Annotated in this window: 15 protein-coding genes and 4 pseudogenes; 8 read left to right on the top strand and 11 right to left on the bottom strand. The window is 55.5% G+C overall.

What is annotated here, in order from left to right; all coding sequences use genetic code 11:
* Positions 1 to 501 precede the first annotated feature (501 nt).
* The 10 genes and pseudogenes from ABEH27_RS21770 to ABEH27_RS21725 form a co-directional block, all read right to left on the bottom strand.
* Complete coding sequence (locus ABEH27_RS21770; RefSeq protein ID WP_346615543.1) at positions 502 to 1,038, bottom strand: SMI1/KNR4 family protein; 537 nt, start codon at positions 1,036 to 1,038, stop codon at positions 502 to 504.
* Between the two features lie 44 nt (positions 1,039 to 1,082).
* Entirely contained in the window at positions 1,083 to 1,346 is a 264-nt protein-coding gene (locus tag ABEH27_RS21765) for an HNH endonuclease (protein ID WP_346615542.1), read from the bottom strand.
* Positions 1,347 to 1,430: 84 nt separating this feature from the next.
* Positions 1,431 to 2,197, bottom strand: a pseudogene (locus ABEH27_RS21760) (RHS domain-containing protein); the annotation flags it as partial.
* A gap of 556 nt (positions 2,198 to 2,753) precedes the next feature.
* On the bottom strand, positions 2,754 to 3,539 hold the full coding sequence (locus ABEH27_RS21755) for a hypothetical protein (protein WP_346615541.1): 786 nt from the start codon (positions 3,537 to 3,539) through the stop codon (positions 2,754 to 2,756).
* 8 nt (positions 3,540 to 3,547) lie between these two features.
* A pseudogene (locus ABEH27_RS21750) lies at positions 3,548 to 6,022 on the bottom strand (RHS repeat-associated core domain-containing protein); the annotation flags it as partial.
* 258 nt (positions 6,023 to 6,280) lie between these two features.
* Positions 6,281 to 6,871, bottom strand: coding sequence for a hypothetical protein (locus ABEH27_RS21745; protein WP_346615540.1), 591 nt, complete (start codon positions 6,869 to 6,871; stop codon positions 6,281 to 6,283).
* Between the two features lie 2 nt (positions 6,872 to 6,873).
* Positions 6,874 to 11,079, bottom strand: coding sequence for an RHS repeat-associated core domain-containing protein (locus ABEH27_RS21740; protein WP_346615539.1), 4,206 nt, complete (start codon positions 11,077 to 11,079; stop codon positions 6,874 to 6,876).
* A gap of 4 nt (positions 11,080 to 11,083) precedes the next feature.
* Complete coding sequence (locus tag ABEH27_RS21735) at positions 11,084 to 11,551, bottom strand: DUF1795 domain-containing protein (protein ID WP_346615538.1); 468 nt, start codon at positions 11,549 to 11,551, stop codon at positions 11,084 to 11,086.
* Between the two features lie 37 nt (positions 11,552 to 11,588).
* Complete coding sequence (locus ABEH27_RS21730) at positions 11,589 to 12,176, bottom strand: hypothetical protein (RefSeq protein WP_346615537.1); 588 nt, start codon at positions 12,174 to 12,176, stop codon at positions 11,589 to 11,591.
* Between the two features lie 10 nt (positions 12,177 to 12,186).
* Positions 12,187 to 14,037: a type VI secretion system Vgr family protein gene (locus tag ABEH27_RS21725; RefSeq protein ID WP_346615536.1), complete on the bottom strand. Its 1,851-nt coding sequence runs from the start codon at positions 14,035 to 14,037 to the stop codon at positions 12,187 to 12,189.
* Positions 14,038 to 14,306: 269 nt separating this feature from the next.
* Between ABEH27_RS21725 and ABEH27_RS21720 the strand changes: the two genes are divergently transcribed.
* The 4 genes and pseudogenes from ABEH27_RS21720 (at position 14,307) to ABEH27_RS21705 (ending at position 16,876) form a co-directional block, all read left to right on the top strand.
* Positions 14,307 to 15,320 carry a hypothetical protein gene (locus ABEH27_RS21720; protein WP_346615535.1) on the top strand — a complete coding sequence of 338 codons (1,014 nt, stop codon included), beginning with the start codon at positions 14,307 to 14,309 and terminating at the stop codon, positions 15,318 to 15,320.
* 2 nt (positions 15,321 to 15,322) lie between these two features.
* The gene (locus tag ABEH27_RS21715) at positions 15,323 to 15,883 is read left to right on the top strand and encodes a hypothetical protein (RefSeq protein ID WP_346615533.1); all 561 of its coding nucleotides are present in this window, start codon (positions 15,323 to 15,325) and stop codon (positions 15,881 to 15,883) included.
* A 43-nt stretch (positions 15,884 to 15,926) separates the two neighbouring features.
* Positions 15,927 to 16,245 (top strand): annotated as a pseudogene (locus ABEH27_RS21710) (hypothetical protein).
* A gap of 202 nt (positions 16,246 to 16,447) precedes the next feature.
* Entirely contained in the window at positions 16,448 to 16,876 is a 429-nt protein-coding gene (locus ABEH27_RS21705; protein ID WP_346615532.1) for a hypothetical protein, read from the top strand.
* 24 nt (positions 16,877 to 16,900) lie between these two features.
* On the opposite strand, the pseudogene ABEH27_RS21700 reads toward ABEH27_RS21705, so the two are convergent.
* A pseudogene (locus ABEH27_RS21700) lies at positions 16,901 to 17,137 on the bottom strand (ADP-ribosylglycohydrolase family protein); the annotation flags it as partial.
* A 62-nt stretch (positions 17,138 to 17,199) separates the two neighbouring features.
* On the opposite strand from ABEH27_RS21700, the gene ABEH27_RS21695 reads away from it, so the two are divergent.
* From ABEH27_RS21695 to tssC, 4 genes are all read left to right on the top strand, one after another.
* Positions 17,200 to 17,751, top strand: a complete 552-nt coding sequence (locus ABEH27_RS21695; protein WP_346615530.1) for a hypothetical protein — start codon at positions 17,200 to 17,202, stop codon at positions 17,749 to 17,751.
* A 520-nt stretch (positions 17,752 to 18,271) separates the two neighbouring features.
* Positions 18,272 to 19,021: a hypothetical protein gene (locus tag ABEH27_RS21690; protein WP_346615529.1), complete on the top strand. Its 750-nt coding sequence runs from the start codon at positions 18,272 to 18,274 to the stop codon at positions 19,019 to 19,021.
* A 64-nt stretch (positions 19,022 to 19,085) separates the two neighbouring features.
* Positions 19,086 to 19,619: a type VI secretion system contractile sheath small subunit gene (tssB, locus tag ABEH27_RS21685; protein ID WP_346615528.1), complete on the top strand. Its 534-nt coding sequence runs from the start codon at positions 19,086 to 19,088 to the stop codon at positions 19,617 to 19,619.
* 14 nt (positions 19,620 to 19,633) lie between these two features.
* Entirely contained in the window at positions 19,634 to 21,136 is a 1,503-nt protein-coding gene (gene tssC / locus ABEH27_RS21680) for a type VI secretion system contractile sheath large subunit (protein ID WP_176516771.1), read from the top strand.
* The last annotated feature ends 22 nt before the right edge of the window (positions 21,137 to 21,158 follow it).

Raw genomic sequence — 21,158 nt, 5'->3', positions numbered from 1 at the left:
GTCTTCGTTGTAGTGAATCTCCAGCTCGCGGCCCAGCACGTCGGTGGCCCAGCTGGTGCGCGCTGCGAAGTCGTAGCGGAAGTGGAAGTGCTCGCCGTCGCTGGTCCAGTGCTCGACCACGCGGGGTGGAAAATTTCGCCAGCAAGAAAGTCTGCCGCTATCTCACTTCGAAATGAATAATTTTGTCTTAAGTCTTTGACAAATAGCCCTAATCGCTCCAGAGCATGAAATGAAAGCGAATGAGACAAGGTTGGCATTCGCTTTCGCTTAAGAAATTCTTAAAGATCGGGCGTCGGGGAGACAAGGCGACCCACTGGTCAGCAGGTCAGCAGGTCAGCAGGAACACATAAAACCATGCCTTATCCAAGGCAAGTACACGGCGCAAAAACTTTAGACCAACCCAGCCACTACATCACTTAACTTGGCGACCAGCGACGCAGGAGCGGCCTAACATTTCAGAAGATGCCCACTCCTGCGAGCTTATAAATTAAGGAGTTAAAATCATTGCTCCTGAATCAAAACCACATTTCCCCCGAGCGCGGCGACTACCATATCAAAGAAGGCATCTATGCTATCCGCGATGAAATACAAATGACCACAATCATTCAGCGCAGCTATGTCAAATTTAATGACTGAATCAGCCTCATGCAAGTGCGTTCGATCCCAATAATAGATGCCTTCCCGGCCTGCCTCACATATCAGCACATAGGGATTCCCACCTCCATCTTCACCGATAGCCAATACGCTTCCAATAAACCTCAACTCATCAATGAATTCATTATTGAAACTGATCAGGTCGTTACACTCCTCATCTGGAAGAACTCCAAAGAGACGATCAAAAATAATAACGCCGTCATCAATAGCTGGCAGCGGCAACTGACCGTAATCTGGCTCAGTCATGCAGCAACCATTCATCCTTCCTAAAAACTGCCTATAGCTACTTGGCAGCACTAAATTTAAAGCAGACTGTAGTGCATTCACCTCAGAATCTTGCAGGCCAGACTTATATACAATTGGCATATTTTCACCCAATTTCACAGGAAGCTCTCATGCTCTTTACGCCACCGGAATGCGTATATCTGTTATGTATTTTTAGGAACTTCTTGCATCGTCCTCATGTTCTCGTGGTGATGCCAAGTAATCTTTGAATAATCTGCCTTTCCTTTTGGCGCTAGCGCATCCGATTTTCCGAAATCGCCACCAGGATTCTTACCATGATTCCCCTTCAGGTCTGGGACATCAACCTGCTGCCGCTGGTAAGGAGTAAAATCTGGATGGCCTTCAGGATACCTCACCTCATTACCTTCCAAATCTTGATAGGCCCATGTTGGACTTTCAACTTCCATGTGAACAGATCCTCCCTTATCCAGCCATTTAGCCACATCGGGAGAATGTGCGGGCTTTGAACTCCGACCCCACGGTTCAATTCATGCAATGGGATTTACTGCGTATTGGTAGAGGTTTATCCTCCGGCAAGATCAATTGGATCCTGAAATGGCCGGATTCAAGATCATAGAACCGGAACGTGTTGTAATGCAGCCCCGTTTCGCTATCAAAGTACTGACCCTGGAACCGCAGATCCTGCTCGACCTCACTGATCGTCACCTGCTCGATCGCGCCCCAAGAACGATATGTTGCCTGCCAAACAATCTCGCCCTGACTATCAGTCAGCTCCAGCGGCGTACCAGTCTGGTCAGTATGGAAGTAATAGACCTTCTGCTCGTCCCCTTCCCCCTGGTCAACCCGCGCTAACGGCGCATAGCTACCCGGCTCATAGAGATACAGAATGCTCTACCCCGGCGTCTCCTCGCGCAGCATCCTCAGCCCTTGCCAGAGGAAGTGCTTCAGCTCCCTCTCGCCGCCGATTTCAGCGGTCTTGGCCACCCGCTTACCAGTATTGCCCAGTGCTCCCCCGCTTGCCGTTGGCGTCCCGTTGACCAGCGTTTCGGCACGCACCAGCGGGTTCTCTCTGTCATAGCTAGAGCTCTGCAACTTGCTATACCCCGAACGCTTCTCGCTCAGCTACCCCAAGGGTCAAAGCGATACTCCTGATCCCACCAACGCTTGATGCGGTTGTCTTTGACCTCTCAAACTACTGCGCATTGAAGTCCAAGCGGTTGGCCGCAGCGTCATGGCGGAACTCTTCGCTATGTATAAGCGAACCGGTATCGGGGCTGTGCAACTAGCCGTTGGCATCGCGGTTGACAGTCTCCAATGAACTCGACCTTGGCGTCGCAGTTGAGATACTGGATATTCGAACACATTGAGCGACTGGCGACCTCAGATGTGACGACGCTGCGAGTGGTATTTATCAGCTATTGAGGCGGCTACCGCCCCGCTGCCATTTTTTAAAGAACATCCACTCCGTGACGCCCTCTAGCCAGACACGCTTAGGAATACAGAAGCGTAGGCCGAGTACACCTAACCCAATAATTGCCGTTATTCCAAGCTTGAGACTGAAGTCAGAATGCTACACAACGCTGTGCCTGCCATGCTTGACAAGTATGCTCACAAAGCGCTTCAAGAGCTTTTCCGATCCCACCGTATCGCTCAAACTAGTTGAATCTTCAGGCATGTCATGAACAACCCAAGCTTTTGACATCATTCCGCCAGCACCCACTAATTGTATAGAGCGTCATCCGAGTCGGATGCCAGCATGTCCGCCAATTGCTCTTAAGGTCTCACGTAGGCTCTGCGAACAAATAACTGGCCCAGTAAGCGAATTTCGCACCAAAACTTGCTCGAAATAAAAATCAAAAGCGCTTTTTGACATCCGGTTTTTTCCATGAAATCAGGATGCCGGCCTCGCCCAAAGACTGATTTACGTCCTGAAGCTGATCCGCTTCGACGTACCACAGCCATGTCGAAGGAGTTAACGGCTCAAGCGCTCCTCGCCCGACACTCTCACCAATCCAATCTTTCAGTACCACCCCCGCAACATCCGCCTCCAAATGCCGGTCACTTAATACATTAACGGGATAAACCATCCTCAATAAATTCTCCTTGTAGCGCTCTCGCCCCTGAAATCTGCCAGGAACTTCCTTCTTAAATGCAGATGAATTCTCGCACGGATATATCGTTACCACATTATTACCAGCAGCATAACTAAATGCTTTACTTACTTTTTCGCACTGATAGATAATTCCATAAGGCACTACAATGTCAGCACTGAGATCTTTAACAAATTTCACCAGACTCTCTAGCCCCACAGAGTCATCAGAGCATTGACCATCTAAGTGATAGAAGCTGCCAAAATCGTTCGTAGAATAACCAAAGGATGCAAACCACGGGATAGCACCTGCGGCCTCGTTGTATATTCTAAACGCCGTAGCTGTACCGTTATTCACTCTCGCCTCGAGTTCGGTCAACTCCACCGCTACAAGATCGTGATCGCCAACATGATCCCCATCACTCAAATATCTATAATAAGCGGCACCTGTAATCGACAGATTAATACAAGCAAAAAAGTTCTTAGCAAATTTTAGGGCCAATTTAGGATTAACTTCTTCAACACCGTATAAAGCCAACGCTACAGACATATGCCCACCTATATTCCAGAAATCAAATCATCAAGCAAAGACTTCATGTCAGAAGCACTGTATGGATGCTCTAACACTAAAACCTCGCCTTGCTTACTAAGAGGCAAATTACTCATTGCAGTTTCATTACGCGAAGTAAGCGTCGGAAGTTTTCTGCCCATATCCGTCTTAGAGGCAAGTTCGATCGCATGGACCTTACCGTTCACATCAATAGCCATAACATCTGGACGTCGAGCTGAGACGCCTCGCCCATTCGCGAAGCTATATGAACGATTCAAATACACATCCGAGAACTTTCCACTCATAGCCAATTTATTGGCGATTGCTTCTGAAAACTGATCATGTCCAGGCGTTCCGTCTACCTGCCCACGACCGTGAATCTTTGTGTTATTAACAACTCGCACTTGACATGGAGCGAGCCCCGTTGGATCAATCCAGTAAATCGGATTTACGCTGTATCTGAAAAGATTCACACCCCCGCGCAAGCCAATGGGATCTTGACCAATGAATCTACCAACTTCAGGATCGTAATATCTTAGGGTATTGTAATGAAGCGACGTCTCGCGATCAAAGTACTGGCCCTGGAACCGTAAATTTTGGTCAATCTCATTGATCGTCAGCTGCTCAATCGCCCCCCACGAACGATATGTGGCCTGCCAGACAATCTCACCCTCGCTATTGCTCATTTCCAAGGGCGTACCGATCTGATCGGTATGGAAGTAGTAGACCTTCTGCTCTTGGCCCTCCGCCTGATCAACACGAGCCAACGGTGCATAGCTACCCGGCTCATAGCAATACAGGATGCTCTGCCCCGGCGTCTCCTCACGCAGCATCCTCAGCCCTTGCCAGAGGAAGCGCTTCTGCTCCGTGATGCCGTTGATCTCGGAGTGCTTGGCTACCCGGCGCCCTAGGCTGTCATAGCGATACTTGCCTGTGCTCGCCAACTTGCCGTTGACCAGTGTCTCCGCCCGAACCAGCCGGTTCTCGCAGTCATAGCTAAAGCTCTGCAGCTTGCTGTGCCCCGAGCGCTTCTCGATCAAGTTACCCCACGGGTCATAGCGATACTCCTGATCCCGCCAACGCTTGATGCGGTTGTCTTGCACCTTCTCAAACTGACGCGCATTGAAGTCCAAGCGGTTGGCTGCAGCGTCATAGCGGAACTCTTCGCTTCCCACCAACGAGCCGGTATCACGGCTGTGCAACTGGCCGTTGGCTTCGTATTCGTACTTGATCTCCTCGCGTAGCTTGTCCAGCGTACGCACCAACTCCCCGGCCGGGTCGTACTGGTAACGGCGGTGAATCGGGTTGTAGGCATGTTCCACCAACAACGACGTATTGATGCCGGGGTTGTGCACTTGCGATAGCTTTTCTGCCGGCAGGGTCGACGCAAACTGCCACGCCTTGCGCCCCATGGCGTCGTAACCAAAGCAACTGGTGAGCTTGCCCTGGGTGCGGAACACCTCCCGGTGCAGGTCATCGCGCTCCATGTCGCTGATGACCTGGCCGTCCAGGTTCAGCTGGTGCAGGTGGCCGCTGCCGTAGTACAGGTGATTGACCTTGCGGCCATCCGGCAGGGTCAGTGTGGTCAGGTTGCTGAGCGGGTCGTACTCATAGTCCAGCGCACCGCTCGGGGTCAGCTCCTGCGTCAGGCGTCCCAGCAGGTCGTAGCGGTAACTCAGCTTTTCATCCGTGATGCCCAACTGTTTACCCAGACTGCTTGGCGTGCGCTGAATACTCAGCAGACGGTCGGCCTCGTCGTACTCGAAATCCTGGCGGGCGTCGCGGTTGACCTTGGCCAGCAAGCGGCCAATCGCGTCACGCTCGAATAGCGTATTGCGCTCCGGGCGCTCGCCGTTTTCGCCATAGCCGATTTCATCCAGGCGCACCAGATTGCCGCCAGCGTCATAGCTGAAGCGCCGGGTCAGGTTGTCCACCCGCACTTCTTCACTCAGGCGGTCCGAGGCGTCATAGGCGAAGCGGTACGCCGCGCTGTTTTCGTTGACCAACGCGGTCAGGCGAATCGCTTTGTCGTACTCGTAACGAATCCACTGCCCTTTGGCATCCTGGCGGCTGCTGGGCAAGCCACGCGAGGTGCGCTGCAGACGCGTGGTCTGGCCTTTGCCGTCGGTGTGGGTCAGTACTTGGCCAAGGGCGTTGTAGGTAAAGGATTCTGCCGTGCCATCCGGGTGGTGGATACGCAGCACTTCGCCGTCGGGTTTGCGCTCCAGCGTGGTGGTCTGGTTCAGCGCGTCGGTGACGGCGATCAGGTGCTGCCGCTCATCGTAGCGGTAGTAGGTGCTTTTGCCCGAGCAGTCCTCGAAGCGATCGACCTGGGCGTAGGCGTTCCACCACAGGTACTTGGACTTGAAGTGGGCATCGATGATGGTGTGCGGCAGGCCGTCTTCGCTGTTGAGGTATTGGGTCTTGTTACCCAGCGGGTCGATTTCGGTGACTAGGTTCCTTTAGTCGTCATAATGCGACTGTCAAACGAGAAACCGGGTTTCGTTAATCAGGGGTGCGCGGTGGTGCTTGTAGCTAATCTTGCGGCCCAAGCGAGGAGGGCCCCTCGAAACCGTATGCAAACGCTAAAAGTTCAAAAACAAAGAGAGCTCATAGAAAACCTCACATATAACACCACGGAAAGAACTGACAATCCAAGACTCCAACTCCTGCTACATGTTTTTAAAGAGCAGGCACACACAAAACTCACATACCACACAAACTTAAAAACAAATCAACACTTAAACCTTATAAACATAGACCTTTGCGCCTTGATTGTAAAAATACAATCCAACTACCCCACCCTCTTTTCGCTCTACAAATATCTCCGTACCAGGAACACTATTGGTAGCATGTACAACCATTGAAATTATTTCCCCCTCCTCATGCCTGTACTCATAGCACCAATACTCTCCATCATCCTCTAATCGACATGATATGCTTGGCACCTCGTCTTTGAAAACAACCCCCACTGCACGAATTGCTTCCCCATCATCATCAAAACGAATAGAATAGCTTTCACCAATGTCATTTTCATATATTTCAGTTTCAACAATCGTTGAGCTAACACCATATATTTCGGCCTTGGCAAAAAAATCATCAACCAAGAAGTATTTAAAGCAATTTTTTTTGTTTTTTGGTTCACTAATTCCAATTGGACATGGAACCACTCCTGCCAGCTCCAAACCATAAGGCATTATTGAAAAACCAGGGCCTTTCGACCACTTTAATTCCATGTCTTCAAGACAATGATCTCCTTCACCCTCGGGAGGCATAGTTTCCAACTTGCACTTTAAAACCTTCAGTAGATTTTTACAACTTTCTGGAATCATGATCATCTCTTCACCGCGAATGTTTTACCGCTATTCAATTGTTCCTTGAGCTCAGACAGCCCGCTCAAGAATTCTTTCTTTGTGTTTTTTCCGGAAAGCGTATCGTAGACATGTTGCTTGTAGGCATTCCCATGGATACCGGCTCCTTTATGCGGCGTTGCAAGAGTACCAGGAACCCTAGCAGACTCTGTGTTAGGTAACCAGATACCATTTTTTCTATTATTGATATCGATACCCAATTCCTTCATCTGCTTTCTTAATGCAATCATTCGTACATCCTTAGAATTCGACATTACGATATGATGCGCATCATATTGCCCCCCACCCACCGGCTTACTACCAAGGCTGTCAGCAAGCTTTTTTGCATCAGACCCGCAAGATAAGCCCAGAGGGTCCAACCACAAAATGGGATTCAAAGCATATCCGTAAAGGTTCATCCCTCCGTCGAGACTCAATGGATCTTGCGTGAGGTAACGACCAATTGCAGAATCGTAATAGCGGAAAGTATTGTAGTGAAGCCCCGTCTCTGCGTCCCAATACTGACCTTGGAACCTCAGATTCTGCTCGACTTCATTAACCGCCAGCTGCTCTATCGCCCCCCAAGACCGATACGTCGCCTGCCAGACGATCTCTCCTTCGCTATCGGTCACCTCCAGCGGCGTACCAATCTGGTCAGTGTGGAAATAGTAGACCTTCTGCTCTTCCCCTTCCGCCTGATCAACCCGCGCTAACGGCGCGTAGCTACCCGGCTCATAGAAGTACAGAATGCTCTGCTCAGGCGTCTCCTCACGCAGCATCCTCAGCCCTTGCCAGAGGAAGTGCTTCTGCTCCGTGATGCCGTTGATCTCGGAGTGCTTGGCTACCCGGCGCCCTAGGCTGTCATAGCGGTACTTGCCTGTGCTCGCCAACTTGCCGTTGACCAGTGTCTCGGCACGCACCAGCCGGTTTTCGCAGTCATAGGCAAAGCTCTGCAGCTTGCTATGCCCCGAGCGCTTCTCGATCAGGTTACCCCACGGGTCATAGCGATACTCCTGATCCCGCCAACGCTTGATGCGGTTGTCTTGCACCTTCTCAAACTGCCGCGCATTGAAGTCCAAGCGGTTGGCCGCAGCGTCATAGCGGAACTCTTCGCTTCCCACCAACGAGCCGGTATCACGGCTGTGCAACTGGCCGTTGGCTTCGTATTCGTACTTGATCTCCCCGCGTAGCTTGTCCAGCGTACGCACCAACTCTCCGGCCGGGTCGTACTGGTAACGGCGGTGAATCGGGTTGTAGGCATGCTCCACCAGCAACGACGTATTGATGCCCGGGTTGTGCACTTGCGACAGCTTTTCTGCCGGCAGCGTTGACGCAAACTGCCACGCCTTGCGCCCCATGGCGTCATAACCAAAGCAACTGGTCAGCTTGCCCTGGGTACGGAACACCTCGCGGTGCAGGTCATCGCGTTCCATGTCGCTGATGACCTGGCCGTCCAGGTTCAGCTGGTGCAGGTGGCCGCTGCCGTAGTACAGGTGGTTGACCTGGCGGCCATCCGGCAGGGTCAGTGTGGTCAGGTTGCTGAGCGGGTCGTACTCATAGTCCAGCGCACCGCTCGGGGTCAGCTCCTGCGTCAGGCGTCCCAGCAGGTCGTAGTGGTAACTCAGCTTTTCATCCGTGATGCCCAGCTGTTTACCCAGACTGCTCGGCGTGCGCTGAATACTCAGCAGACGGTCGGCCTCGTCGTACTCGAAATCCTGGCGGGCATCACGGTTGACCTTGGCCAGCAAGCGGCCAATCGCGTCACGCTCGAACAGCGTATTGCGCTCCGGGCGCTCGCCGTTTTCGCCATAGCCGATTTCATCCAGGCGCACCAGATTGCCGCCAGCGTCATAGCTGAAGCGCCGGGTCAGGTTATCCACCCGCACTTCTTCACTCAGGCGGTCCGAGGCGTCATAGGCAAAGCGGTACGCCGCGCTGTTTTCGTTGACCAACGCAGTCAGGCGAATCGCTTTGTCGTATTCGTAACGAATCCACTGCCCTTTGGCATCCTGGCGGCTGCTGGGCAAGCCACGCGAGGTGCGCTGCAGACGCGTTGTCTGGCCTTTGCCGTCGGTGTGGGTCAGTACTTGGCCAAGGGCGTTGTAGGTAAAGGATTCTGCCGTGCCATCCGGGTGGTGGATACGCAGCACTTCGCCGTCGGGTTTGCGCTCCAGCGTGGTGGTCTGGTTCAGCGCGTCGGTGACGGCGATCAGGTGCTGCCGCTCATCGTAGCGGTAGTAGGTGCTTTTGCCCGAGCAGTCCTCGAAGCGATCGATCTGAGCGTAGGCGTTCCACCACAGGTACTTGGACTTGAAGTGGGCATCGATGATGGTATGCGGCAGGCCGTCTTCGCCGTTGAGGTACTCGGTCTTGTGGCCCAGGGGATCGATTTCGGCGATCAGGTTGCCCTTGCCGTCGTAGCGAGACTTCCAGACGCTGCCATCGGGGAACTGGGTTTCGGTTACCAGCGGGGTGGCGAGGTGGTGCTTGTAGCGGATCGTGCGGCCCAGGGGGTCGGTTTCTTCGACCAGGCGGCCAAAGTCGTCGTACTTGAGCGCCAGGCGATTACCGTCCGGCAAGGTGAAGCCAACGATATTGCCGAACGCATCGAAATCCATGCCGTAGCGCTCGCCGCCAAAGTCGCGACTGGCGACGACGCGGTGGTCTTCGTTGTAGTGGATCTCCAGCTCGCGGCCCAGTACATCGGTGGCCCAGCTGGTGCGCTGGGCGAAGTCGTAGCGGAAATGGTAATGCTCGCCGTCGCTGGTCCAGTGCTCCACCACCCGGGGCTTGGCGTGCTGGGTTTGCCAGCGGTACTCGCAGATCAGACCAAGGGCGTTGCTGTGGCGGACCATCAGGCCTTCGCCGTAGTCGAAGCGCCGCGCAGAATCGCCGTTGCGGTTGATGACTTCGTTCAGCTGGCCGTTGTCGTCGTAACGGTAGCGCACCAGGGTTTCCACGGCTTGCTGGTCGACGATGCGTTTGACTTCGGTCAAGCGACCGAGCGGGTGCTCGTAATGCAGGTGCACCCGCACACCGCCGGGGGCGCTGATGTCGGTCAGGCGCTGATCGGCATCGCGGATGAACTGCAGGTAGTGACCCAATGCGTTTTCCAGGCGGTACAGCGGTACGGCGCTGTTGTCGTCCGGTACTTCACCGAAGTAGAAGAACACATTGTCCAGAGTCTGCAGCAGGTAGTGGCCACCTACCGTGCGGACCAGATGGATTTTCTCGTTCGGGTTGTAGATGCTTTCGCCCGGCTCAAGGTCAATGAACGGAACGCAGCGCCCCTGGTTGTCGGTGTGGTACACGAAGCCGCCGCTGCGGCGCAGGCTTTGCTCCCAAGGCAGCACCCAGCCTTGGCCCAGCACGCTGTCGATAGCCAGGTCGCTGGCGTAGAAGCGTGACCACTCGATTGGCATCATCCCTGGCAGGACGAAATCCGTTTCGTTGGCCAGCAATTTGCGGCCAGTTGTCATATCTACAGGGTTACCGGTGAAACCGCCGATCGCACGTTCTATGGCCGGGCCAACGATGAAGCGGCCGGCAAGGTAGCTGCCCGCGATCGTCGCGCCCGTCTGCAAGGCACAGGGGCCGGCAGCCTTGAGGCCTGTCTGTAAGCCCAAACGGCCAACCGCAAGTATCGACCGGCCCATTGAAGCCGCGATCATCAGCACGTCGACGGTGACACGCAGCCATTCCGGGACTTCTTCGTCCACCGGCAGATAGCGCTGGGTACCGCCGCCGATGAAGACGTTGTTCGAGCCGCCGGAGATCTTCGCACCGCAGGTGAGCTTGTCGCCTTTGCGCGACGCCGCTACGCCGTTGATGAATACATTCGAAGACCCTTCGGCCACCAGCACCGGTGGTGGATGCTTGTCGCATTTAGCGGTGCTCAGTTCAGCATGAGCAGCATTGCGATTGTTGATGAAAACATTGGTCGAACAGCCGGCTAACTCGATCTGCCCAGCCGGTGAGCTGAACATTGAACCGAATTTCTCCCCCATCATTGGCAGCAGGCCTGCGCCCAGGCCAATGGCCGCGCCCAGCAAAAAACCGCCAAGGCCAGCCGTGCAAATCGTGAAGGCTGCGGCCGTCGCGATCGCCAGCCCAATTACCGCACCGGCAAGGAACCCAGCCAGGGCGCCAGTGTGTTCGATCTCATCACCCAATCGCGCTGCTTCAAACATGAGCTCAGTCCTGAGTAGCGTTTTCGGACGATGCCGTTGCATCCTGGCGCGGCTGGAAGCTGCTCAGAAGCTCAAGCCAGCGTTCATTCTGCTTGCCGCTGAAATCTTTCTGGCTGGTGGTAGAGAACACCAGGATTCGGCCTGGAGCCACTTCAAAAGCGGCCTGGCGCTGATACACAGGGCGGCCTTCGTTCATGTAGTAGGCTTCGATCTGCAGCCCTGCCAGGGGTTGGCTGGAGGACAACTGCGCAGGCTTTTTGCTGAGCACGGTGTACCCGCGCAGCTTGGTGGCGATCAGTTTCACCTGGCGATCGATATACGCGGTGAGGTCTTCTGCGGGTAACAAGTTGTCACGCGAAAGGGTGATGTTGAGTGGTGCAGGGACATTGTTGCCCAGGATGAACATATTCACCGTTCGGTCCTGAAAGCCTTCCGGCAACGAGATAGATCCTTCCTGAAGCTGATAGTCCATTGGTTTCAAATTCCATTAAGCGAAAAAATTGGTCGGCTTACTGTGCCGTTATGTCGGCGAGCATGGCATCGAACGCGACCAACCAGTCGGCCAGCCGCTCCTTGTCGGGGTCTATGAGCGTGGACACCTCAAACCATTGGCGAGACAGTTCGTCGCCGCTGCTGATGATCGCGCACACGGTGCGCCCATGGCGGCGCTCCTGCCCAACCGTGAACAGGTAATCAAGAGCAATCGCCTCGTGCCCCGCCAACAAGCCTTCAGCCTCGCGCACCAGGGTCATCCCGACATGAAGATCACGCAGATTCTTCACATAGCCCTCAACCGCTCTTGCCAGGGGCAGGCCCTGAGGGGCGATTCTCCGGCGCGCGCTGAAGGTTACTTCGCAGCCGGCGAACTCCAGGGTGGTGTCAATTTCGCGAAATCCAAAACCCTTTGGCACGCGCATATTGAGCCCTGCGATCTGGAACGCGTTCTGACCGACGTCCAGAGGTAATACAGGAACCGGAACAGGCATCTTGCTCATGGCTTCAGCAGCCACTCGCTCCTCCTCGGCCTGCTGCCGAGCGAGTGCCTCGGCAGCTTCGCGCTTTTGAGAGAGTCTGTCGTAGATGCTGGTGGTGGCCATTGGCTGCGCCTTATTCGTTGATGTCGACGCGATCACCTTTGACGAAGGTGTTCTTACCGAGAATGTCGATCTTGTCAGCTTCGATGGTGATGCCTTGTGGGGTCATTTTGATCTTGCTACTCCCCACCTGGAGCAGGATGCTCTCGTTGGCACTCACCTGGATGAACTTGTTGTCCACCTGCAGGGTGTAGCTGCCCTCCTGGACATTCACCACGGTGTCTTTCTTGACGATCTCCGTGTGCGCCCCACCCACCGTAATCGTCCGATTGTTCCCCACATCGTGCTTCTCATCCAGCTCGATCTCGGTATCCATGTTGCGCTCGGCGTGCATGATGATCTGCTCGGCGCCGGCCTTGTCCTCGAAGCGGAAGAAGTTCGCGGTACCGCCGTCGCCTTTCATCGAACGGGTGAGGAAACCACTCTGGGTCTTGTTCGCTGGCAACGACCATGGCGGGGTGTTGCTGCTGTTGTACAGGCTGCCCATGATCAGCGGGCGGTCAGGGTTGCCGTCGAGGAACACCACCACCACTTCGTCGCCGACGCGGGGTATCAGGATACTGCCGAAGCCGCCGCTGGCGCCGGATTGGGCGACGCGGACCCAGCAGGAGCTCTGGTCGTTGAACTCGCCGTTACGGTCCCAGTGGAACTGCAGCTTCACACGCCCCAACTCGTCTGTGTAGATCTCTTCACCCGGGGGGCCGACGACAATGGCCGTCTGCGGGCCGTGAATCCCACCACGCGGTGTCCTCAACTCTGGGCGGAAGGGTATTTTCCGGCGGATGCAGGTAAAGCCATTGCGGTAGCCTGCCTCGCCATCATTGGCGTAATTGTTCTGCCCCCAATGATTGACTGAGAGGATGAGAAACTGACGATCATCCTGCACACCATTGTCGTGATCGTAGTGCTGGCTGAGCTCAAAGTAGTGACCCGGCTCCATCGCCCGACAGTTGCTTTGGCCACCGAAGACTTTGCCATTGAGTTCCATGGCCTCCAGGCGATGGCGTGCCTTACGCATGCCTTCATCAGCATCGGCATAGCCATACAGCCCCTCGTACTCGAACACCTCGAGCTGCCCGACTTCCCCTTGCTGGTTGACAGAGTTGAGCTGCACCAGATGAGGGTTGCCCGGTTGCTTGTAGTCGAAAGACTTGAGGGTCAGGCGCGTCGGCTGGAAGCGACGCGTGGATGACCACGCGGTGATCGAATCCTCGCTCTCGGTGACCGATGCACGGTGATAGCGAATCACCGGCTGCCCCGCCAGTTGTGGCAACAGGCTGCTGTCATCGCTGATGATCATGCGATGGCCTTCCTTGCTGTGCTGGAAGGTGAAAAACAGGCCTTCCTGCTCCAACAGACGCAGCACGAAATTCAGATCGGTTTCTTGGTACTGGGTGCAATAACTGATGGGTTTGAGCGGGGTGCTCAGGCGGAACTCATGGTCGGCCAGCGACAGGTAGTAATCGAAGACTTCCTTGACGATCTGCTCGGTCGTCTTGTCCTGGAAAATTCGCGAATCCCGCCTGCGGCTGAGGATCCAGAGCCACGGAACCAGCTCTGCGCTGTAATTGGCAATACCGCCGTCAGCACCGGAGTGGACGAAATCGGAAACGTGGGCGCTGATGTATTTGGTGCTGCCGTCGGCGAGCGCGATGCCGAGGGTAACCTTTTTGCCGATGAGCTTCTTGAGCTCGATGCGCGCATCCTGGGAGACCAGCTCTGCCTGGAAGCTGAACAGTTCCGACATCGCTTCGCGGCCACTGAAGCTCAGCAGTTGCAGCTCTTGTTCCGGAGGGAGTGGAGAATCGAAGGTGAACAGACGTTGATGCTGCGTGAGCATCGAATCGAGGGCATCCGTAATCATATCAATGCATCCTGCACCAAGCTGGAAATCTCACAATGAAAACGTGAATGGCTGAAGGCTGTCAAATGATGTCATTAAGCCACCTAGCATTCACATCGTGCCTGAGCCACCACGATACTGGCACATTGGAAGCAATGATTATCAGCAGGTAATTGTGAGCATTAATCTCATCTGAATATGTCCAGCCGTTTGATCTAGCTAACCTCTGAAGTGTAGGCTTCCTGCCCTAGCCACGAGGCAGTAGACAGCGAATTTCAGGGAGAGACGCTATGAGCATGAGTCAAAGCCAACTCAGCCAACTGGATCGAGAGATGGATCAGAATCACCTTGAAATGGTGATGCTGCCCATAGAGCACTTCATGGTTCAGGCCCGGTCCACGCAAACACAGGTCAGCACACAGCCACCGCAGGTTTGTAGCCGCACGACGAGCGAGCTCTTAACCGGTATAGGGCAAGGCCTTAAGTCTACTTATAATGGCTTGCCTCACACGTTCGTCAACACGACATGGGGCGTACCCGCAACCATGGCCGCGTGGGACTTACGCAACGCGGCTATTTTCGTCCGTGATATGGGTGGAGTCGGCACCAAGGTGCGCTTCACCGTGCACAAGGGTAAGCAATTCGTGATCATAACGGGTTACCCTGGATTGCGTCAGACGCTCAATGCACCCCGCTATGGCATTCAGAACGCGAAGCTGATCAGCATGGGTATCGGCAAATATGGCGTTCGCGGTTCGTCCATCAAAGGATTCAAGCTCTCATGCTGGGTTGCCGTAGGTATTGAAGTGGCGGAGTGGGTGTTTGGCGACGAGCATGTGATGACTGATTTGTTCGGTGGCGTTGGGGTCGAGTTGATCAAAGCAGGTATTGCCTCGGCCGTAGGCTATGCATTCGCGGTAGTGATTGGTTCGATGGCCACATTTGCCGTCGCACCCGTGATCGCAGGGGCGGCTATGGTATTCGCAGTGGGTTGGGGTCTCAACGTACTTGACACTCAATACGGTATAAAAAACTCTGTCAAAGCCGGACTGCGCTATGCAGTGGACAACCTTGAGAACCTGCATCAACAAGCCATTCGCATCCGCACTGAGGATATGAAAAGATACGCAGAGGAGAAAATCACTAACTTAGCGGGTGAAATCGCGGACAACCTCTATAACGAGGCCAAGCGCTGGGCGCTGCGAAAACTCCAACCGGGAGACCTCAATCTACCTGGTTGGCCGTCGATGCCTGAGCTACCCTCTATGCCTTCACTCCCGACTTTCAATCTGCCAAAGTTCTGATAATGACTACACATCAACCCTACGAGTTTCACGAACGCTCTCCCCATCTATTCCGTGTTGTGGCTTTTATCACCTGCCTGTTTACCATCACTATGGGCCTGTTGTCGGGGTACTGGCTGATTAACGATGTGCTGCCATTATTCGGTAAGTTATTAAGCAACGCGCCCATTGTGATTACGCCCTATCTGGGTTTTATGCTAATTGGCATGTGCACGGTTAGCCCCATACTGGTCATCACGACAGCCTATGCCTGTTGGCGCGCAAAGAAATTTGATCCACCCACCCATTCTCTCCTCTTCAAATTCCAATACTACTCGTACAAATTAACTCTGTGGTCAATGATCGGCATGGCGCCGGCAATTGCGATACTTGTGACACTTGGCTTATGGGGCAAGGGTTATACGCCCTGCCAAAAATTATTAATTTCGGGGTCGGCATGGAAAGTGTACTGGGTGAATGATGCACGGTATTGCTTCACACCTGATTCTTACACCAGCGACAACCAACCTTGCAAGCGTATAGGGGATAAGAATATTTGTCTACAGGCTGATGGGCAGCGATGATTACTCCGAATATGATAGGCACCATTTCCAACCAGGGCTGAACATGAACACTCAAACGCTAAAGCAGAAGTCACTGAAACTTCGGCTGATCATCGATAGCCTGAAAGCGCAAGATCCCGCTGCCCTGAAATTGAGCGTCGAACTTGAGCCGTTGATGACCGCGGCAGATCAGGAGTTGATTCGTACACCGATGGAGTGGCGCGATATCCCGGGTCGCTACCTGTTTACCGAGAGAAGGGCTGCAGAGATATGGAGAATTGGAACACGCTTTTGCGGAGTTTCGTATCGAATTGACGGGCGGCGAGTCACCTACCCTGCGACGCCTCAAGGCGAGCATGGGCGAGAAACCTGACCGGGGGTGAGTACTGCACGCTGGATGGCACGGGCTTCGCCCGTGTTCGCGGGGCGAGCCCGCTCCCACACGGACTGCGTAAGCAGTGAGAACGCTCCAATGATCGTTAGCCCTCTAGGTATTGCCTCCTGAAATTCAGACTACTCGCCACGCTGACGCTTCTGATCTGCTCTGCCGTGGGCATATTTTCGGCCTATTGGCTAATTGCACACGTGCTGCCAATCTACGGACAGATCTGGCGCCAAGCCTCTGCCATTGAAGTGCCCTATATGGCTTTTGGTTTGCTCATGGCGCCGCCGGTCATGCTTGCGTGCGTTGTAGCGAGCGCATTCGCAATCTGCACTGGCAAAAAATTTGCACCGCCGGCCAAGTCGGGGCTTGCAAAGTTCGAGACTGGAATGATGAAAACTTCGGTTTACGCTTTAGTTCTAATTGCACCGCTCGCGGCTATTGCTACCACGCTGACACTCAACGCCCTGGACTATACAACCTGCCCACAATTGAGAAAATCTGGCTCGGCCTGGCAGACCTACTGGGTAAGCCACCCAGGTTTCTGTTTTGTGCCTGACAGCTACACGGAAAACAAATGGCCCTGCAAAAAAGTAGAGGGTAAAAAATTATGCCTTAATATGGATGAATAATACTGACTATTGCTTCATACCTTAGTTCTCGCCTTGGCGGTACCAGCGCACCAGAGCGTCGGCAAAGGTAGCGTAATCGAACCTGCCCTTGGCTGCGTAGGTATCCGCCAGGCATAGCGCCATGCTGGTATCGTCGGTCTATTCTCCCGGCGCCAGGCGCAACGGCCCACCGCCCATCATGTCGAGGACGTCACCCTGATCGCGACGTTGAAATTCCAATGTCGTACCCACCGCATCTCCAATTGCCAGGCCGAGCAGTGCGCAGCTCCATACAGCTCTGGCAAAATCAACGATCAAGCCCAGCAAGGAACGCTGCCGTCATCATGAAATCCCATCCCGAACTCCATGTCAGATCCCCGCTGCTTTTTCGCTGCGTGGCCATCGGCTTTGCGCTGTGCATGCTGATGGCGTGCGCACTTGCATTTTACGTACTGTGGGCCGAACTGCTGCCGCTGTATGGCCGCATCTACAGAAACGCGCCGGTCGTGGAGACTCCGCTCAAAAGCTTCTTCGTACTCGCGGCCATTCCGGGAACGCCCTACTGTCTCGTTGCCTGCGCCTTCGCGGCATGGACCGGTCAGAAATTCGACCCGCCCAGGAAATCGAGGCTTCACACCTTCGAAATCCGGTCGTTGCAGTTGATGGTCGCGATGATGTGCTTCGCTGCCCCGGCCATGATCATCGCGACCACAGCCACACTTTCTGCTAAGGGCTACTGGTCTTGCCCAAAGCTCCGAATTTCTGGCTCCGGATGGCAGATGTTCTGGGTGAACGATGAGCGCGTGTGCTTTACACCCGATTCCTACATCAACGACCACTGGCCGTGCAAAGTTGTCGGGGACAAGAATATTTGCATCCAGGTGGATGGCAGGTAGCCACCTGCTCCTTCCAAACGAGCGACATGGCGCGCACTGCCTGGTTTTTGCGCGATGAGGAATACCCCGGGTGGGCCCGGGGTACTTTCAAGTTTTGGGCCAGGTGGTTGCTTGAAGATCGACGGCCCGTGCGCCGTATTTCGTCGCATTGCCATCATTGGATGGCCCGGAATAAAGCGCCGCGAGTGGGATTTCACACCGCCAGAAATGAGACCTGCTTCACCTTTTGATAAACATTTTTTGATCTTTTTTCCAGACCATTTGTGTCGCCTGAAACCCCTTACCTGTGGGGCCAAGCCCCTATTTTACGTGCCCAAAACGCTCAAGCAATATCATTGAGACATCATTGCACTGCATCACAAACCGGGAAAAAATCGCGCCCCTCGCAGGAACTTCTTCCCTAGCGAGGTGCCCTACACGGCATTGCTGGCAACACGATATTCATGTGCCAGTACCGAGTTTCAAGTCCACGCCACCGGCGTATCAGGACGATTCAAAAAGGCTCATGGACGATGTACCGATGACACAGACGTTCGATGTCGAAGCACTGATCCGGCTGCGCAGCCAGACGCGGGCAATTGCCGACGCGCTCAAGGCGCAGGCGTCGGATTACCTCGCTACCATGGCGCCGCTGATTCGTCCGCAGACGCTGTTTGGCGAATACCTGCAGGGCGCGCAGCGCAGCAGCGGGCGCGAAACCCAGGGCCACTTCCAGTCGCTTATCGAACTGTACGAGCGCATCGGCTCGGCCGCGCCGTTCCAGCTGGTCAGCGAGCTGGAAGTGCCGCTCAACCTCATCAGCACCACCCCCGAACTGTTCCCCCTGGAATACGACAAGGCCCTCGCCCCGAGCGGCCAGGTCATCCGCATCACCAGCCCGGTGCGCTGGGTGGTGGGTTTCCAGGGCTTCGAGCTGGCGCGCTTTCGCACGGTCATCAACGACCCCAACCGCAGCAGCGCCGAGCTGTACCGCTTCGTGGTGCACTACCTGGTGCTGTTCTATTGCCTGAGCAAGTCGCCAGGCCTTGGCCGGCTGTTCGAAGGCCTGCGCTTCGGCTTGAGCTTCGAGCGCCTCAAGGGCCTGGGCGACCTGCCCTTCTGCGTCATCAGCTCGCCGGTGCGTTCGGAACTTCCGGACGATTCGGTCATCCGTAGCAGCACGCAAATTGCCGGTAACACCAGCTTCGAAGAGCTGGTGGGCCGCGACAACATTCTGGAAATGAACGACGAAATCCGTCAGCGCCTGCTGGCGACGATCGAAGGTCTGTAACGCGCAGGGCCGGGCAACCGGCCGCGCAATGATTCGCAGCGAACTGCTCGCACTGGAGAACACGATGGCGAAGAAGGAAAGTACCCAGCACAAACTCGACCGCGTTCGCGCGCCCCGGGTCCATATCACCTACGACGTGGACATCGGCGATGCGCTCGAGAAAAAAGAGCTGCCCTTTGTCGTCGGCGTGCTGGGCGACTTCTCCGGCAACCCGCTGGAGCCTTTGCCCAAGCTCAAGGACCGCAAGTTCGTCTTCATCGACCGCGACAACTTCAACGGCGTACTCAAGGGCATCAAGCCGCGCCTGACCTACCGCGTCGACAACACCCTGGCCAAAAACGGCACTCAGCTGGGCGTGGAACTCAACTTCAACGCCCTGGAAGACTTCGAGCCGCAAAACGTGGTCAAGCAGGTCGAGCCGCTGCGCAAGCTGCTGGAAGTGCGTAACAAGCTGGCCGACCTGCGCAACAAGATGGGCGGCAACGACAAGCTCGAAGAGCTGCTGATGGACGTGCTGCAGAACACCGAAAAACTGAAAACCCTGGGCAAGGAATTCGGTCGCGAAGCCGCCGTCCCCGCCAACGACGGCAAAGAGTAAGCAGGAGCCAGACGATGACCGACAAGCAAACACTGCCACAACAGGACGCCGACCTGGTCGAAGTGGAAAGCTTCGCGCCGCAGGCCTCGCTGCTCGACAGCATCATTTCGCAAAGCCGTGTGGCCCGCTCCGACACCGAGCGCAACCGCACCCGCGACCTGATCGGCGAGCTGGTCAACCAGGTGCTCGAAGGCGAAATGACCCCGAGCAAAGACCTGATCGCCGTACTTGACGCGCGCATCGCCGAGATCGACTCGATGCTTTCCGAGCAGATGAACGAAATCATGCACGCCCGTGAGTTCCAGCAGCTGGAAGCCTCCTGGCGCGGCCTGAAGTACCAGGTCGACCAGACCGAGACCAGCACCACGCTGAAAATCCACCTGCTCAACGCCTCGAAGAAAGACCTGGTACGCGACCTCAAGGCCGCCAGCGAATTCGACCAGAGCGCGCTGTTCAAGAAAGTCTACGAAGAAGAGTACGGCACCTTCGGTGGCGCGCCGTTCGGCATGCTGATCGGTGACTACGAGTTCAACCGCAACCCCGAAGACATGTACCTGCTCGAAGAGATCTCGCACGTGGCTGCCGCGGCCCACGCGCCGTTCATTTCGGCCGCCTCGCCCGAGCTGTTCGGTTGGGACTCGTTCACCGACATGTCCGGCCCGCGCGACCTGGCGAAAATCTTCGACACCGTCGAATACGCCAAGTGGAAGTCGTTCCGCGCCTCGGAGGACTCGCGCTATGTCGGCCTCACCCTGCCGCACGTGCTCGGCCGCCTGCCGTATGGCCCCGATACCACCCCGGTGGAAGAATTCAACTTCGTCGAGAGCGTCGACGGCCGCGACCACAACAAGTACCTGTGGATGAACGCCGCCTACGCCCTGGGCACCCGCGTCACCGACGCCTTCGCCCGCTACGGCTGGTGCGTGGCGATCCGCGGCGTGGAAGGTGGCGGCCTGGTCGAAGGCCTGCCGACCCACACCTTCAAGACCGACGATGGCGAAATCGCCCTCAAGTGCCCGACCGAAATCGCCATCACCGACCGCCGCGAAAAAGAGCTATCGGACCTTGGCTTCATTCCGCTGGTGCATTGCAAGGGCACCGACTACGCCGCGTTCTTCGGCACCCAGTCGGCGCAGAAGCAGAAGCAGTACAACACCGACATCGCCAATGCCAACGCACGCCTGTCGGCGCAGCTGCAATACATCTTCGCCACTTCGCGCATCGCCCATTACATGAAGGCGATCATGCGCGACAAGATCGGCAGCTTCGCCTCGCGCATGGATGTCGAGCGCTTCCTCAACCAGTGGCTGGCCAGCTACGTGCTGCTCGACGACACCGCCAGCCAGGAAGCCAAGGCCAAGTTCCCGCTGCGCGAAGCGCGCGCCGAGGTGTTCGAGGTGCCGGGCAAGCCTGGCGTGTACAAGGCCGTGACCTACCTGCGCCCGCACTACCAGCTGGACGAACTGACCGCCTCGCTGCGCCTGGTAGCCGAACTGCCACAAGGCGCGCGCGGCTGAACCGGCCTACGTGTTCAAGGAT

This window comes from Pseudomonas sp. P39-UII1 (genome assembly GCF_039672635.1).
GTDB lineage: Bacteria > Pseudomonadota > Gammaproteobacteria > Pseudomonadales > Pseudomonadaceae > Aquipseudomonas.
Note: the sequence above shows the minus strand (reverse complement) of the source record. Positions and strands in the feature narration are given on the sequence as shown.

What these genes read in the sequence shown, in the direction of transcription:
- ABEH27_RS21765 (WP_346615542.1), bottom strand. Translation starts at nt 1,346, where the DNA reads ATGGAAGTTGAAAGTCCAACATGGGCCTATCAAGATTTGGAAGGTAAT.
- ABEH27_RS21755 (WP_346615541.1), bottom strand. Translation starts at nt 3,539, where the DNA reads ATGTCTGTAGCGTTGGCTTTATACGGTGTTGAAGAAGTTAATCCTAAA.
- ABEH27_RS21745 (WP_346615540.1), bottom strand. Translation starts at nt 6,871, where the DNA reads ATGATTCCAGAAAGTTGTAAAAATCTACTGAAGGTTTTAAAGTGCAAG.
- ABEH27_RS21740 (WP_346615539.1), bottom strand. Translation starts at nt 11,079, where the DNA reads ATGTTTGAAGCAGCGCGATTGGGTGATGAGATCGAACACACTGGCGCC.
- ABEH27_RS21735 (WP_346615538.1), bottom strand. Translation starts at nt 11,551, where the DNA reads ATGGACTATCAGCTTCAGGAAGGATCTATCTCGTTGCCGGAAGGCTTT.
- ABEH27_RS21730 (WP_346615537.1), bottom strand. Translation starts at nt 12,176, where the DNA reads ATGGCCACCACCAGCATCTACGACAGACTCTCTCAAAAGCGCGAAGCT.
- ABEH27_RS21725 (WP_346615536.1), bottom strand. Translation starts at nt 14,037, where the DNA reads ATGATTACGGATGCCCTCGATTCGATGCTCACGCAGCATCAACGTCTG.
- ABEH27_RS21720 (WP_346615535.1), top strand. Translation starts at nt 14,307, where the DNA reads ATGAGCATGAGTCAAAGCCAACTCAGCCAACTGGATCGAGAGATGGAT.
- ABEH27_RS21715 (WP_346615533.1), top strand. Translation starts at nt 15,323, where the DNA reads ATGACTACACATCAACCCTACGAGTTTCACGAACGCTCTCCCCATCTA.
- ABEH27_RS21695 (WP_346615530.1), top strand. Translation starts at nt 17,200, where the DNA reads ATGAAATCCCATCCCGAACTCCATGTCAGATCCCCGCTGCTTTTTCGC.
- ABEH27_RS21690 (WP_346615529.1), top strand. Translation starts at nt 18,272, where the DNA reads ATGACACAGACGTTCGATGTCGAAGCACTGATCCGGCTGCGCAGCCAG.
- tssB (WP_346615528.1), top strand. Translation starts at nt 19,086, where the DNA reads ATGGCGAAGAAGGAAAGTACCCAGCACAAACTCGACCGCGTTCGCGCG.
- tssC (WP_176516771.1), top strand. Translation starts at nt 19,634, where the DNA reads ATGACCGACAAGCAAACACTGCCACAACAGGACGCCGACCTGGTCGAA.